The organism is Aeromonas sp. R4-3 (genome assembly GCF_040908275.1).
Classification (GTDB): Bacteria; Pseudomonadota; Gammaproteobacteria; order Enterobacterales; family Aeromonadaceae; genus Aeromonas; species Aeromonas rivipollensis.
Genome location: NZ_JBFODK010000032.1, coordinates 64980 through 78583 on the forward strand (window position 1 = coordinate 64980; position 13604 = coordinate 78583).

The 13604-nt window shown below is 62.5% G+C and carries 12 protein-coding genes; 5 read left to right on the forward strand and 7 right to left on the reverse strand.

The window, feature by feature from the left end:
* Nucleotides 1–330: 330 nt before the first annotated feature.
* Nucleotides 331–3009 carry a carbohydrate-binding protein gene (locus AB5Y91_RS11055; RefSeq protein ID WP_368169803.1) on the forward strand — a complete coding sequence of 893 codons (2679 nt, stop codon included), beginning with the start codon at nucleotides 331–333 and terminating at the stop codon, nucleotides 3007–3009.
* Nucleotides 3010–3188: 179 nt separating this feature from the next.
* Nucleotides 3189–5561: a M66 family metalloprotease gene (locus AB5Y91_RS11060; protein ID WP_163148822.1), complete on the forward strand. Its 2373-nt coding sequence runs from the start codon at nucleotides 3189–3191 to the stop codon at nucleotides 5559–5561.
* A 93-nt stretch (nucleotides 5562–5654) separates the two neighbouring features.
* Here AB5Y91_RS11060 and AB5Y91_RS11065 read toward each other — a convergent pair whose 3' ends face one another.
* Nucleotides 5655–6455 carry a putative RNA methyltransferase gene (locus AB5Y91_RS11065; protein ID WP_368169804.1) on the reverse strand — a complete coding sequence of 267 codons (801 nt, stop codon included), beginning with the start codon at nucleotides 6453–6455 and terminating at the stop codon, nucleotides 5655–5657.
* Between the two features lie 122 nt (nucleotides 6456–6577).
* Nucleotides 6578–7216: a cAMP-activated global transcriptional regulator CRP gene (gene crp / locus AB5Y91_RS11070; protein WP_025328082.1), complete on the reverse strand. Its 639-nt coding sequence runs from the start codon at nucleotides 7214–7216 to the stop codon at nucleotides 6578–6580.
* A gap of 373 nt (nucleotides 7217–7589) precedes the next feature.
* Between crp and AB5Y91_RS11075 the strand changes: the two genes are divergently transcribed.
* Complete coding sequence (locus AB5Y91_RS11075; RefSeq protein ID WP_106885955.1) at nucleotides 7590–7994, forward strand: OsmC family protein; 405 nt, start codon at nucleotides 7590–7592, stop codon at nucleotides 7992–7994.
* A 48-nt stretch (nucleotides 7995–8042) separates the two neighbouring features.
* On the forward strand, nucleotides 8043–8342 hold the full coding sequence (locus AB5Y91_RS11080) for a hypothetical protein (protein WP_025328080.1): 300 nt from the start codon (nucleotides 8043–8045) through the stop codon (nucleotides 8340–8342).
* A gap of 69 nt (nucleotides 8343–8411) precedes the next feature.
* Here AB5Y91_RS11080 and AB5Y91_RS11085 read toward each other — a convergent pair whose 3' ends face one another.
* The 3 genes from AB5Y91_RS11085 to AB5Y91_RS11095 all read right to left on the reverse strand — a co-directional run bounded on the left by AB5Y91_RS11085 (nucleotide 8412) and on the right by AB5Y91_RS11095 (nucleotide 10340).
* Nucleotides 8412–8945, reverse strand: coding sequence for a DUF4136 domain-containing protein (locus AB5Y91_RS11085; RefSeq protein WP_106885956.1), 534 nt, complete (start codon nucleotides 8943–8945; stop codon nucleotides 8412–8414).
* Nucleotides 8946–8960: 15 nt separating this feature from the next.
* Nucleotides 8961–9830, reverse strand: a complete 870-nt coding sequence (locus tag AB5Y91_RS11090; protein ID WP_106885957.1) for a phosphoribulokinase — start codon at nucleotides 9828–9830, stop codon at nucleotides 8961–8963.
* Between the two features lie 264 nt (nucleotides 9831–10094).
* Nucleotides 10095–10340 carry a YheU family protein gene (locus AB5Y91_RS11095; RefSeq protein ID WP_168236568.1) on the reverse strand — a complete coding sequence of 82 codons (246 nt, stop codon included), beginning with the start codon at nucleotides 10338–10340 and terminating at the stop codon, nucleotides 10095–10097.
* Nucleotides 10341–10429: 89 nt separating this feature from the next.
* Here AB5Y91_RS11095 and AB5Y91_RS11100 point away from each other — a divergent pair, with 89 nt between their 5' ends.
* Nucleotides 10430–11581 (forward strand): membrane-associated sensor domain-containing protein, encoded by a 1152-nt coding sequence (locus AB5Y91_RS11100; protein ID WP_368169805.1) that lies wholly within the window; start codon nucleotides 10430–10432, stop codon nucleotides 11579–11581.
* On the opposite strand, the gene AB5Y91_RS11105 is transcribed toward AB5Y91_RS11100, so the two are convergent.
* Both AB5Y91_RS11105 and AB5Y91_RS11110 read right to left on the reverse strand, forming a co-directional pair.
* Entirely contained in the window at nucleotides 11563–12540 is a 978-nt protein-coding gene (locus AB5Y91_RS11105; protein ID WP_368169806.1) for a hydrolase, read from the reverse strand. The two genes, AB5Y91_RS11100 and AB5Y91_RS11105, sit on opposite strands and share 19 nt — an antisense overlap.
* 59 nt (nucleotides 12541–12599) lie before the next feature.
* Nucleotides 12600–13499 carry a chemotaxis protein CheV gene (locus AB5Y91_RS11110; protein ID WP_025328075.1) on the reverse strand — a complete coding sequence of 300 codons (900 nt, stop codon included), beginning with the start codon at nucleotides 13497–13499 and terminating at the stop codon, nucleotides 12600–12602.
* Between the last annotated feature and the right edge of the window lie 105 nt (nucleotides 13500–13604).

Consider the following 13604-nt stretch of genomic DNA (forward strand, 5'->3'; position numbering starts at 1 on the left):
TGCCCATCTGCTGGTTGCCTTGTCCTTATCGTATTGACTAATAACGAAAAGGATTATTCGCCATGCAAAGTCCACCCCTCTGTGTTGCCGACCACCTTGGTTGGCGCCTCCTTCCTTTATGTCGCCTCTCCCGACAAATCCGACCTCGGCTGGGGTGAGACCCGGTTCATCATCACCGAGCTCAACCTGTCCGCTCACCCCCCCGGTCAAGGTGATCGCCGCCAATGGCGGCAGAGGAGGGGATTGAATCCTGTGCTCATGTCAACGCAATAACAACGACGAGCTTGCCACCTTGGCAGGCGCCAATAATAGGGAAATCAAGGGATGCAGATGAAGAAGAACAAGGGATATCTGGCGGTGCAGGGGGGCATGCTCGCCCTGCTGGCCGTGGGTACCGGTGCCATGGCAGAGTACAACACCGTCACCGGGGAGTGGCGCAAGGATCAGACGCCGCCACGCCTCTACAACCAGCAGGCCTGGGTCAACAACTTCGCCCTGCAACTGCCGCTCGGAGCGACCTTCGCCCCCCAGATGACGGCCTGGGACGAGAACGACGGGGATCTCAGCGGCCGTATCAAACAGGTAGGCAGCGTGAACACCCAGCAGGTCGGCAGCTATCTGGCGAAGTTCGAGGTTAGCGATAATGGTTTACCCAAAGGGGTGGGCTATATGGGGTGGGGTTTTCGCACCACGACCTTCTCGTTGCCCGTCACCGTCTATGATCCCGCCGTGGCCGTGCCGAGTCTGATTCAACCGCTGAGCACCCTCTGGCAGGAGGCCCCTGTCGGCAATGGCCTGCTGAAACAGCGTCCCGGTCAGAGCCTGAGCCGAACGATCCGTATCACCTCAACCGAGCACCCCCTGAGCGGGGATGAACTGGAGATCACCCTGTTCAGGGTGCAGGAGGGGCTCTGGGGCGGCAACAATCGCCAGTTCAGCCTGCGCCTCACCGACAAGGAGAGCGGCGAACCCGCCTACGAGGGCAGCGTTTTGCTCGGCTCGGGCAAGGTGTTGACCCCGACCGCCCCCATCAAGCTGCGGGCGGATCAAGACTATGAGTTCCGTCTGACCTATGTTTCCGGTCCGAGCGAACAGGGCTTTCGTGCCAACGAGGAGGGGGAGCTCTGGCTGACGGCTGAGGGGCGGCAGGTGCATGAGGCGAACCCCTATGCCCAGGTGTTGCCCGATCCAGCCAACAAGCTGGCTTTCGACCCGGGCTTAGACTCAGCCATGAAGCAGAAGCTGCTCAGCAGCCAGGGCGTGCCGGAGGCGCTGCTGATCGGCAAGGTGCCGAACCAGCAGGTCGCGCTGAGCTATCGCATCGCCAACCCCGCGCTGGCGAGCCTGCAACTGGTGCAGGGCGAGATCCAGGATCGGCTGCAACTGCAGGGGCTGACAGAAGGAGAGACCTGGCTCGAGATCCTGGCAGACGGTCGGCTGGTGGAGCAGGTGCGGCTGTTTATCACCTCCCCCAAGGCGATCAGCCTCTCCTATAGCTACATCGCCTTCCCTGGTGAGCGCAAGAGCCACCTGTGGGACGACGGTGACATCATAATGGCGGACATGAGCCGCCGCCTGGCCCCCTACAACATTCGGGTCAACTGGGTGGATCACGGCGTGCTGGTGCACGAATGGGACAAGAATGGCAATGGTCAGGCTAACGAACCCGATCGCTCGGAGATTGAGGCTCCGTTGAATGAGGGCTGGATCCCGAATGCGGATCAGGTCTTCTCCAACCTCTATGTACTGCGCGGCTACAAGAATGACGCCAAGGCGTGCAGTTACATGGGGAGTGCTTCCTCCATCGGTATGGGGGCCACCGACGGTGCGCCGCGCGTCGGTTATCGATACGCCTGTCCCGGCAACCTCACCGTCCATGGGCAGTCGCTGACCTTGACCCATGAGCTGGGTCACAATCTGGGGCTGTGGCACACAGGGGATGAGGAGCCTTACCGGGCCAGCAACATTATGACGGCGGGTCGAGCCGAGGGGGTCTTCTTCGCTGACCAGTGGCGCACCATGCACCACACCATCGAGGCCAGAATCGCGGCCGGAGATGCCGGTGTGAGCGAGGTGAATGCCGAGCCAGAGCTGCCGCCACCCGCCGTCAATCAGCCCCCCCTGGTCAATGCGGGCAGTGATCTCAGTGCCAGGGGACCAGCCGAGCTGGTGCTCGACGGCTCCGCTTCCCGGGATCCGGAGAACGGTGCCCTGCGTTATCAATGGCGCCAGGTCGGCGGTCCGCAGGCCTCCCTGAGGGATGCGGAGCAGGCACGAGCCAGGCTGAGTCTGGGCACAGTCTCTCAAGATACCCAGCTGGCGTTCGAGCTGACCGTCACCGATGAGCAGGGGCAGGCAGGTGTGGACAGCATGGTGGTGACCCACCAGGCACCACCGCCCAACCAGCCACCCGTGCTGGCGGCACTGGCTCCCGCCTCGGTACAGGCGGGCAAGCAGGTGAGCGTCACCGCCAGCGCCACAGATCCCGATGGGGATGCACTCAGCTACCAATGGACTGTACCGGCCGGTCTCAGTGCCAGCGGCCAGAACAGCAAGACCCTGGTGGTGACAGGCCCGAACGTCGCCAGCGACACCCTCTATGACCTGACCCTGATGGTGACCGACGGGGCGCTGGACGCCAGCGCCGGCACCCGTCTGACCGTCAGGCCGCTCAGCTCGGGTGGCGGCTGCGAGACAAGCGATCCGGATGCGGCCTACTGGCCAGCCTGGAGCGCCGGCACCGTCTATAACACCAATGACAAGGTGAGCCACAAGCAACTGGTGTGGCAGGCCAAGTACTGGACCCGGGGCAACGAGCCAAGCCAGAGCGCCGATCAGTGGAAGCTGGTGAGCCAGGTGCAGCTTGGCTGGCATGCCGCTGTGGCCTATAGCACCGGTGAGCTTGCCAACCACAAGGGTCGCAAGTGGCAGGCCCGCTACTGGACCAAGGGCAACGAGCCCAGTACGGCCGACGTCTGGGCCGATCAGGGGGTTGCCACCTGTCACTGATTGTCTGCGGGAGTGGGACCTGGGCCCCACTCCTTTATCCACGCCGGTGTCAGTCTGCGGTCATGGCGCCGCAGGGCAAGCTGAACCGAATTCGCCGGGTGCAGGACCCGGCAGCCGGCGTCCATGCTGTCACGCTTCCTGCAACAGGGCATGTGGACATGCCCATCACAATGAGAACCATAACAATGAAAAAAACACAGTTAGCCAGCCTCATCATGGCCGCCCTGGCGAGCGGCCCTCTGTTGGCTGCCGTTCAGGCTCCCACCACCTTGCCCTTCAATACCCAGCCACCGACCAACGATCTGCAAGGATCCTTGGCAGCGCAGGTTCAATTCGCCCAGAGCCAGATCCTGCCGGCCCATGCCGCCGAAGGGGACAGCCAGCCCAGGCTGACCGCCTTGCGCAAGAGCCTGCTGCTGGTCAGGCCCTTGCAAGCCGAGACCGGTGTGCCTATGACGGTGACGGCGCGAGATGGCGCCGGACAGACCCTAGGGACGCTCAACCTCAACCCGCCCGAGCAGTTGCCGAAGACGGCCTATTACCTCGATGGTTCGCCGGAAGAGGGGGTCGACTTCACCCCGGCGGTGGGGACCACCAATGTCATCAGCAGCAGTGCCGAGCTGGCCCGGCTGGGTGATGCCACTGCGACCTTGCTGCAGGATCGCCTGGGGCAGCATGCCCTAGTGGAGGTGAAGACCGCAGATGGCCGATGGGTCAGGGATATCTATCTGCCAGAGGGGGCCGCCCTGGAAGGAAAGATGGTGCGTGCAAGTTCCAATGCCGGTTACACCTCGACGGTGCGCTACAGCGGCCGCCAGGTGACCCTCTCCCGCGGTCAGACGCTGCAATTCAAGTTCGCGGGCGGTCAGTGGATCCGTGACGGGGAGCTCGAGAACAACGGCATCCGCTATGCGACCGACACCTGGAGCGTCGTGCTGCCAGCGGACTGGATCCGGCCAGGTATCAGCTTGCAACTCAGCCAGGGCGGGCTCAGCGGTGAGCTGACGGACTTGCAGGTCGGTGCCCCGAGCGAGCTGCTCATCCACACCATAGACCTTGGCATGCTGACTACTCCCCGAGATCAGTTTGCCTTCGCCAGGGATCCCGAAGCCCATCGCGAGTACTTCCAGACGGTGCCGACCAGCCGGCTGATTGTCAGCCAGTATGCTCCCCTGTCGCTGCCGGAGGTGATGCTGCCAAATGGCACCCTGCTCACCGACTTCGATCCCGGCCAGGGCGGTTGGCACGAGGGCACCATGCGCCAGCGCATCGGCAAGGAGCTGATCTCCCACGGGATAGACAATGCGAACTACGGCATCAACAGCACCGCCGGCGAGGGGGAGAGCAGCCATCCCTATGTGGTGGCCCAGCTGGCGGCCCATAACAGCCGTGGCAAGTACGCCAACGGCGTGCAGGTGCACGGTGGTTCGGGCGGAGGCGGCATAGTCACGCTCGACGCCTCTCTGGGCAACGAATTCAGCCATGAGGTGGGCCACAACTATGGCCTAGGCCACTATGTCGGCGGCTTCCAGGGCTCGGTGCACCGCAGCGCCGAGGCAGTCAATTCGAGCTGGGGCTGGGATGGGGATCGCAATCGCTTCATTCCCAACTTCGGCGTCACCCGCAGCGGCCAGAGCGCCTGCCTCGACGGTCAGTGCCAGCCGCCTTTCGAGGGGCACTCGTTCGGTTTCGATGCCATGGCGGGTGGATCGCCCTTCTCCGGCTTCAACCGCTTTACCCTCTACACCCCGAATTCGGCCGCCATCATCCAGCGCTTCCTCGAGAGCAAGGCGGTGTTCGATGCCGCTTCCCCGACCGGATTTCGCAAGTGGGATGCTGCCACCGCCACCATGGTGCCCTATCAGCACAGGGTCGAGCAGCTGGAGCAGATCAGCGCACCTATCAAGGATCTGAGCGAGGTGAAGCTGGCGGCCCTGCTGGCGGAGTATGATCTGGTCAAGGTAGCCATGTGGGACGGCAACTGGACGCGCAACATCCAGGTGCCCCCTGCTGCTGCCGGGAATGCGGGGCGTATCCTGACCCTGGAGCACGGTGCCGGCTACAACAGCATCCTCTTCATCAACGGTCAGCAGATCACCCTCTCCCGCGGTTTCAAGAAGAGCTACACCTCGGACGGCAGCCGCTGGAACGAAGGGCCGGTGGCGGATGCACGGGTATCGCGTAAGCCACAGGCATTCGGGGTGCCGGTGACGACCCTGGTGGGCTACTACGATCCTCGCGGGCTCTTGCCGAGCTACCTCTATCCGGCCCTGCATGGCGCTTACGGCTTCAGCTATGGGGATGACGGCGAGCGGATCGGGGCGGGAGATTGCCAGCTGCAGGTGGAGACCCGGGAGGGCTTGCTGCACTTCCGGCTGGCCAATCACCGGCTAAATGCCAACCTGATGAACAAGTTCCATGTCAATGTGCCCACGGCCAGCGAGCCACGGGGCGCCGCCGTGATCTGCGCCGCCGGGACCCTGGATCAGAGGTCCATATCGGCGCCGGAAGTGGATCTCTCCTTCACCGTCAACGGGCGCCCGCTCGAGTAAGGGGGTCGCTCCTTCATTGCCGTGAGAGAACGCATTGCCACTGGCTGAGACGCCAAATAAAAAAAGGCCCGTACGGGCCTTTTTTCATGGGATTCAGAGCGGTTTTTGCCACAGGCTCAGCAGCAGATCCTGTTCAAGCTCGTCCGGCCCCTGCTGGGTGAAGGCGTGACGCTGTTCACCGCCAGCACGCCAGCCGAGGCGGCTGGTTTCCAGCACATGGGCGCGCAGACTCTGATCCATGGTCATGGAGAACTGGCAGCGTTGCCGCTCAACGGGGACTAGCCCGGCCAGGGCTGGCCAGCTGAGGGGGTGCTCCATGCTCACCGGGTTGAGGCTGACCCTCAGCTGCCACTGGTGGCGCGGGCCGGGTTGCAGGTGAAGCAGGTAGCCGCCCGGGGTCAACAGGCTGACCAGCAGCTCTGTCTTGATCTTGAGGTCGTTGACCAGCAGCACCTGGGCTGAGCCGGCCAGCAGCGGCGCCTTGGCCGGATCGGCAATGACGAAATGGCCGTCGGGTTGCGCCTTGTTGGCGGCGAAGATGGCGTTCTTGGCCAGATCGAGGCCGCCAAATTGCCAGCCCGGCAGGCGCTCTGCCAGGGCGCGGCAGTAGTACCCCTCACCACAGCCGAGATGGATCAGTTCGCGCTCGCCGAGCGGAGCCAGCAGGGTCGCCATGGCCTCCACCAGAGGCAGCTGGTGTCCCTGCTCCAGGAAGCGGCGCTTGGCGCGCAGCAGGGTACGGCTGTCGCTGTCCTTGGGATCCTTCTTGCCCGGGATGAGATCCAGATAACCTTCCGGGGCCGGATCGAAATGGTGCTTGTTGTCGCAATAGACCCCGCGGGAGGCTTCATGAAGATGCAGGGGGCTGCGGCACAGGGGACATTGAAGTTGCATACACACTCGCTTGGTTGAAGCCGGGGAAGGGCGTGCGGGATTATAGGGGAGGAGATCAGAAAAGGCTGCCGTGGCAGCCTTTTTTATCCAACGGCCCTGTGCTGAGCCGTCGGGGAACCCGGTCAGCGGGTGCCAAACACCACTATGGTCTTGCCGTGGGCCGAGATGAGCTCCTGCTCTTCCAGCATCTTGAGGATGCGGCCGACGGTTTCGCGAGAGCAGCCGACGATCTGGCCTATCTCCTGGCGGGTGATCTTGATCTGCATGCCATCCGGGTGGGTCATGGCGTCCGGCTGCTTGGCCAGGTTCAGCAGGGTCTGGGCAATCCGGCCGGTCACGTCCAGGAAGGCGAGGTTGCCGACCTTCTGGCTGGTGTGCTGCAGGCGCTTGGCCATCTGGCCGGAGAGGCGCAACAGGATGTCCGGGTTGACCTGGATCAGCTGGCGGAACTTCTTGTAGGAGATCTCGGCGACTTCACAGGCGCCTTTGGCACGTACCCAGGCGGAACGCTCCGGATTCTCGTTCTCTTCGAACATCCCCATCTCGCCCAGGAAATCCCCCTGATTCAGGTAGGAGAGGATCATCTCCTTGCCCTCGTCATCCTTGATCAGGACGGCGACTGTACCCTTGACGATGTAGTAGAGGGTTTCCGCTTTTTCACCGGCGTGAATAAGGGTGCTCTTGGCGGGATACTTATGAATGTGGCAATGCGACAAGAACCACTCGAGGGTGGGATCGCTTTGCGGTTTGCCAATGATCATGAGACTTCCTCTGTAGTGTCATTTTTATGGACTGTGCGTCCAGGCAAGTTGCCAAGCTTGCCATTCCTTAGTCTTTGGTCGCAGTAGAATAAGAGCCTTTGTCTGTGCTGACAAGGCTTTGGGACTTTGGTGTCCATCTGTGTGCATCGATCTGCTGCGCCGTCCGGGCCATTCTAGGCAAGAAGGGGGGGAGATATGTTGATTTCGATCTATTTCCTTCAGGGTCTGCCGCGGTTTCGGAACAAGTCGCGGCGCCGGGACTCGGCGGTCATGAAACCGGGAGTGGCGCAACGTGACGGGGCATGTGCCACTCGACCCCTGCTTGAGGTATGCTATGGGCGTCAGAACCGTCGTCATTGAGAGGAAATGTGAGATGAAAGCCAAGGTCAGCTGGGTGGAAGGCATGAAGTTTGTGGGCGAGAGCGAGTCCGGTCATCAGGTGACGCTGGACGGCGCCAACCCGGGCGAAGGTGCCAGCCCGATGGAGATGATCCTGCTGGCTGTCGGTGGCTGCAGCTCCATCGATGTGGTCTCCATTCTGGAGAAGGCGCGCCAGAGCGTGACCGCCTGTCATGTGGAGCTGGAAGGGGCCCGTGCTGACTCAGTGCCCCGGGTGTTCGAGAAGATCCACCTCAAGTTCGTCGTGACCGGCAAGGGGCTGGCCGAGAAACAGGTTGCCCGCGCGGTCGACTTGTCGATGGAGAAGTATTGTTCCGTTTCCCTGATGTTGGAAAAAGCGGTAGAAATTACCCATAGTTATCAAATCGTTGAAGCTTGATAGTTGTAGTTTGTCCCGTCGATAACGCCATGACATAAGGAAAGTGCGATGAAAAAGATAATGATGTTGCTTCCCCTGTTCGGGCTGGCTGCCTGCAGCATGCCGCAGCCCACCCAGTATCAATACAGCCAGTATCAGTGCGGGGAAGAGTTGTTGGCCATCACCTATGATGCCCAGGCCGACATGGTGCAGTTCCCTTATGCCGGGGTCTATCACAAGCTGGGTCGCATCGAGTCACCCAAAGAGACCGCCAGCTATTCCGATGGGGTGACCACCTTCTCCCACCAGGAAAAACAGGCCACTCTGGTCAAGAACGGCGTGACTCTGCTGACCTGCGAACTGAAGTAATCGTCATGCCGTGCAACGGCGTGTATCCACAACGGCCTGCTTGAAGCAGGCCGTTGTGTTATGGGGCGCTCATTGAGCGGGCAGGGAGTCCAGGAGTTGAGCGGCGAGCTGCTGGCTCAGCTGGCTGCGCTCGTCCTCGGCGACGGGCACGTCGCTGGCGAGCTGGATGGCGCTGCTCCAGACGCTTTGCTGGGTGCGCCTGTCGATCAGCAGTATGGCCAGGGTGCCCTTGCGGGCATCGGCGGCGGCATTGAGGCCAGGGGTCATGCCGATGCGGGAGAATATCTCCCCATCGCTCATGTCCTGGCTGCCCGCTACCCCGATGGCGACCCAGACGTCGGCCTCATCGAGGGGCACGCTGCGCCAGCCCTTGCCATCGAGCGCCTGGGTGACGGCCTGCTGCACCGGCTCCAGCCAGGGCGCGGCGCTGTTGCCTGCGTACTGGAACTGCTCCGCCAGCGCATAGCGTGGCGTCGCCCCGTAGGCCCAGTTTTCTGCCGGACGGACCACCATGGTGCCCGTCTCGACCGTGGGGGCGGCGGGGCCTGTGCTGCAACCGCCCAGCAGGGCTGCCAGTGTGAATGAGAGAAGTGCACCGCGCATCATAAGCTCCTTGGCTCAGGTGATCTTGCCGGTTTCTAACAGTTGCTGGATCAGGGGGCGCAGGATCAGCTCCATCGCGAAACCCATCTTGCCCCCCGGCACCACTATGGTATTCATCCTGGACATGAAGGCCCCGTCTATCATCGACAGCAGGTAGGGGAAGTCCACCTGCTTGATGCCCCGAAACCGGATCACCAGCATACTCTCGTCCAGGCTGGGTATCACCTTGGCACTGAAGGGGTTGGAGGTGTCCACCGTCGGCACCCGCTGGAAGTTGATGTGGGTGCGGGAGAACTGCGGCGTGATGAAGTTGATGTAGTCATCCATGGAGCGGACTATGGAGTCGGTCACCGCCTCGCGCGAATGCCCGCGCTCCGAGGTGTCGCGAATGAGCTTCTGGATCCACTCCAGGTTGACGATGGGCACCACGCCGATGAGAAAGTCCACGTGACGGGCCACATTGTGTTCGCCGGTCACCACGCCGCCATGCAGCCCTTCGTAGAACAGCAGGTCCGTCTCCCCCGGCAACCCCTGCCAGGGGGTGAAGGTGCCCGGCATCTGGTTGAAGGGGACTGCCTCGTCGAAGCTGTGCAGGTAGCGTCTGTACTGGCCGCTGCCGCTCTGACCGTACTCCTGGAAAAAGGATTCCAGCAGGCCGAAGTCGTTGGCCTCGGGACCGAAATAGCTGATGTGGCGCCCTTGCTCGCGCGCCTTGCGGATCGCCACGTCCATCTCGGGCCGGGTATAGCGGTGAAAACTGTCCCCCTCGACCACGGCCGCCTTGTATCCGAGCTGGTGGAACATGGAGCGGAAGGCGTTGGTGGAGGTGGAGGTGCCGGCACCGGACGAACCGGTAACCGCAATGATGGGATGCTTGGCCGACATAGAATTCTCTCTTCCTTGGGAGTTCCGTTATAAAGGCAGGTTCAAAGTGCGGTCAAGTGCAGCCTTGCTGCGTGGGCGCCATCATGAGCCCCCATGCCCCTCGGCGGCTGGTCTCCATCGGCGCCGGAGGCAAAAAACAAGCCGATTTGAAACGCCAGCCTCATCGGGCGAGCCGCCCCTCTTCCCCCCTGAACTGAGCGCCGCACCGCTGTGCTTGGCGGGGCCCGTGCCGGACGTTGTTCAGCCTGCGTTCCTTCTCTTGTGTCATTCTGCCGGGAAGTCGTCGCTCGGCCCATTGCTCAAATGCGTCTTGGGCACGACGTTGACACTCTCGTGCAACTCGCTGTAGACGAGCACGGCACTACCTTGTAGTAATTGTTGTCTGACCTCTTCAACCTTGTCGGCCAGGCTGACATCCTGTTCGCCGTATTCGGTGCCTTCTTGCAGGACGAAATGCTCGAGCAGGTTGTTGAGGGTATCTGGATCCAGTTCTTGCCAAGGGATAATCATGATTTCATCTTCAGTCATAGCGATGCGGATATTGTCGGTGTCTGACCGGCAAGCGCAAGGAGTTTATCTGGACCTGAGCGAGGGTTCCCATGGCATCAGCTGAACAGCGCCGCCCCACCAGTCAGTTCGACCAGCACCTTAATGATACGCGTCGGCGTGCCCTGAGCGCAGGGCTGCGCTGGTTCTGGGTCATCAACCAGCTGGCGATCCTCTATCTGCTGGCGCGCTTCTATCTCTATCAGGATGCCCGGCTGGTGGCGATCGATGGGCTGCCCTGGCGCTATGAGTATCAGATTGCCCTGGTGCTGCTGGCGAGCGTGCTGCCGCCCCTGGGCTGGCGCTGGTTCTCTCGCCAGGGAACACAGAGATGGCAGCCCTGGCTCTGGGGCTGCGCCATGTTGTGGGGACTGGCCTGGGCGATGACGGCCTATGCCATTGCCACCATAGAGCTCAGAGGGGGGTTCAGCCCGGCATTCAACATGGTCAGCCTGTTGCTGCTGACGGCCCTGATCGCCTTCTATTACGAGTGGCGCGTATTCTACAGCCTGAGTGCCCCGCCTCTGATCTTCCTGCTGTTTGAGGAGCACTGGGTGATGGTGCCGTCCGTCACTGTGCACTGGCTGGCGGCCGGTGGCTTGTTGATCATCCTGGAGACGGGGCGGCGGATGCTCAACGGCTGGTTCGAGCTGGCGGTGTCGCGCGAGTATGACAACCTGATGCTGGCGCGCAAGATGAATGCCATGGCCCACAGGGATCCTTTGACCGGGCTCGCCAACCGCCGACATTTCGATCAGGTCTGCAAAAACGCCATCGCACAGGGCACGACGCTGGAGACACCCTTCACTGTGATCCTGCTGGATGTGGATTTCTTCAAGCGATACAACGACCACTACGGCCATCAGGCGGGGGATGAGTGCCTGATCCTGGTGGCCGAGTGCCTGGAGGAGAGCGTGCGGGAACCCGGCGATCTGGTGGCCCGTTACGGCGGGGAGGAGTTCGTGGTGTTGCTGCAGGAGACGGATCTGGCCGCCGGCGAGCGGGTCGCGCAGCGCATTCGCGCCACCCTGGCCGCCCGGGCGCTGCCTCACGCAGCCTCAGAGGTGGATCCCCATCTCACCCTGAGCCAGGGGATCGCCCAGTGGCGTCAGGGGGAGAGCCTGGTCATGTTGCTCGAGCGGGTGGATGGCGCCCTCTATGAAGCCAAGGGCGCAGGGCGCAACTGCTACCGCCGGGCGTCCTGAGTCTGTTCCCGCAGCCACTGGCTGATGCGCTCCTCCAGCCAGAAGCGGGGTCGCCAGGGGGTACCGTGCAGGAAGCCCACGTGGCCACCGCGCCGGCTCAGCTCGTAGCGCACCATGGGTGAGAGTTGCTCCGGTTTGGGGATCACGGCCCCTGTCATGAAGGGATCGTCGGCGGCGTGGATGATCAGGGTCGGGATGGTGATGCGTGCCAGGAGATCAAGGCCGGAGCAGGTCTGATAGTAGTGATCGGCGCTGTCGAAACCATGGAGCGGGGCCGTGACCTGCTCGTCGAAGTCGCGCAGGGTAGCGATGCGGCTCACCTGCTCCTGTTGCCAGCGAGCTGCGGCTTGTTGGCGGATCTTGCGCAGCAGATTGGCCCTCATGGTGCGCAGCAAGTAACTCTGATACACCCGTGAGAACCCCTGATTGACCCTGTCGGCGCAGCTTGCCAGTTGCAGCGGCGCCGAGATCACCACGGCGGCGGTCAGTTCATCCGGACAGGCCCGCGCCAGCAGATTGACCAGCATGTTGCCCCCCAGGGAGTAGCCGATGGCGACCAGCGGCTTGCCGGGAAAACGGCGACCCAGCTCGGCGATCAGCGCCTCTGCATCCTCGATGGCGCCGGAGTGATAGGCCCGCAGCAGGCGGTTCGGCTCGCCGCTGCATCCCCGAAAATGCATCAGCACGGCGTCGTTCCCCTGCCGCTGCAGATGGGCAAACAGTCCCTTGGCATAGTGGGAGTGAATGCTGCCCTCCAGACCGTGAAACAGCACCAGCAGTGGCCGCTCATCCTGGCTGATGGCCCCGCTCCAGGCGAGGTCGACGAAGTCCCCGTCTGCCAGTTCGAACCGTTCCGGGATGAAGCGGGCCGGCGAGCGGCGCAGCCACTTCGGCAATATGGTTTGCAGGTGGGCATTGCGAGCCCACCAAGGGGCGTGGAAGTGGCTTTCTGTCAGCATGCAACGACTCGGGGCAGCAGAAGAGGAAAGGGGCGGCGAGCCCATGGCCCGCCGCGGTATCAGGCGGGCAGGCGGTCGTGGTGTTCGGCGCCGCGCAACATGGCCTGGATCAGCTCGTTGGCTTCAAACTTGGTCAGCGCCTCGTGGGCGCCGACCTGATGGGCCCGCTCCACGCTTATCTCGCTGGAGAGGGAGGTGTGCAGGATGATGTAAGCCTCCGCCAGCCTGGGATCGCTCTGCACCTCGAAGGCCAGCTCGTAACCGTCCAGCCCCGGCATCTCTATGTCGCTCACCAGTATGTCTATCCGGCTGCCCTGAGCGACCCTGGCCTGCATCAGGCTGAGGGCATCGCGCCCGTTGGTGCAGACCTCGTAGGGAATGTTGATGTAATCGAGGGCCGCCATCAGCTGGCGGCGGGCGACGGAGGAGTCGTCCACCAGCAGGATCCGCATCGGCTTGAGCCGTTCGCGCTGCACATCGGTCAGCACTGGGTAGAGGTGGCTGGGATCGTCCGGATAGACCCGGGACAGGATCAACTCCACGTCCAGCAGCTGGATCAGCTGCTCGCCCACCTTGGTCACCCCGGTGACGAAGACGTTCTGACCGAGGGAAGGGGGCGGCGGCTCTATGTCACGCCAGTTGCACTCGGTGATCTTGTCGATGCCCCGCACCAGGAAGCCCACCAGGGTGCGGCGGCAGTCCGTGATGATGATGAAGCAGTTGGGCATCTCCTCCCGGCTGATCGGGCGATAGCCCACCGCCATCGCCATGTCGATCACGGGGATGGTGGTGCCCCGCATGCTGGCCGCCCCGAGCACGGTCGGGTGCGAATGGGGCAGGGCGGTGAGCTGGGTGTAGGGGACTATCTCCTTCACCTTGAGGGTGCCGATGGCGAAGGATTGCCTGGCAGAGAGGTGAAACAGCAACATGCCCTGGGATTGGTTGGCCTTGCTCGTCATGGCGGATGTCCTGTTGATCTAATCGGTGACGGTCAATCTGGTGTTCAGCATAGAGGATGGTGACAAGGATGACTCCTTTGTTATTAGCGACCGCGAGCCGCAAAA

Coding starts and splice junctions, on each gene's coding strand:
- AB5Y91_RS11055 (WP_368169803.1), top strand. CDS start 331: ATGAAGAAGAACAAGGGATATCTGGCGGTGCAGGGGGGCATGCTCGCC.
- AB5Y91_RS11065 (WP_368169804.1), bottom strand. CDS start 6,455: ATGCAACTTCAATGTCCCCTGTGCCGCAGCCCCCTGCATCTTCATGAA.
- crp (WP_025328082.1), bottom strand. CDS start 7,216: ATGATCATTGGCAAACCGCAAAGCGATCCCACCCTCGAGTGGTTCTTG.
- AB5Y91_RS11075 (WP_106885955.1), top strand. CDS start 7,590: ATGAAAGCCAAGGTCAGCTGGGTGGAAGGCATGAAGTTTGTGGGCGAG.
- AB5Y91_RS11080 (WP_025328080.1), top strand. CDS start 8,043: ATGAAAAAGATAATGATGTTGCTTCCCCTGTTCGGGCTGGCTGCCTGC.
- AB5Y91_RS11085 (WP_106885956.1), bottom strand. CDS start 8,945: ATGCGCGGTGCACTTCTCTCATTCACACTGGCAGCCCTGCTGGGCGGT.
- AB5Y91_RS11090 (WP_106885957.1), bottom strand. CDS start 9,830: ATGTCGGCCAAGCATCCCATCATTGCGGTTACCGGTTCGTCCGGTGCC.
- AB5Y91_RS11095 (WP_168236568.1), bottom strand. CDS start 10,340: ATGATTATCCCTTGGCAAGAACTGGATCCAGATACCCTCAACAACCTG.
- AB5Y91_RS11100 (WP_368169805.1), top strand. CDS start 10,430: ATGGCATCAGCTGAACAGCGCCGCCCCACCAGTCAGTTCGACCAGCAC.
- AB5Y91_RS11105 (WP_368169806.1), bottom strand. CDS start 12,540: ATGCTGACAGAAAGCCACTTCCACGCCCCTTGGTGGGCTCGCAATGCC.
- AB5Y91_RS11110 (WP_025328075.1), bottom strand. CDS start 13,499: ATGACGAGCAAGGCCAACCAATCCCAGGGCATGTTGCTGTTTCACCTC.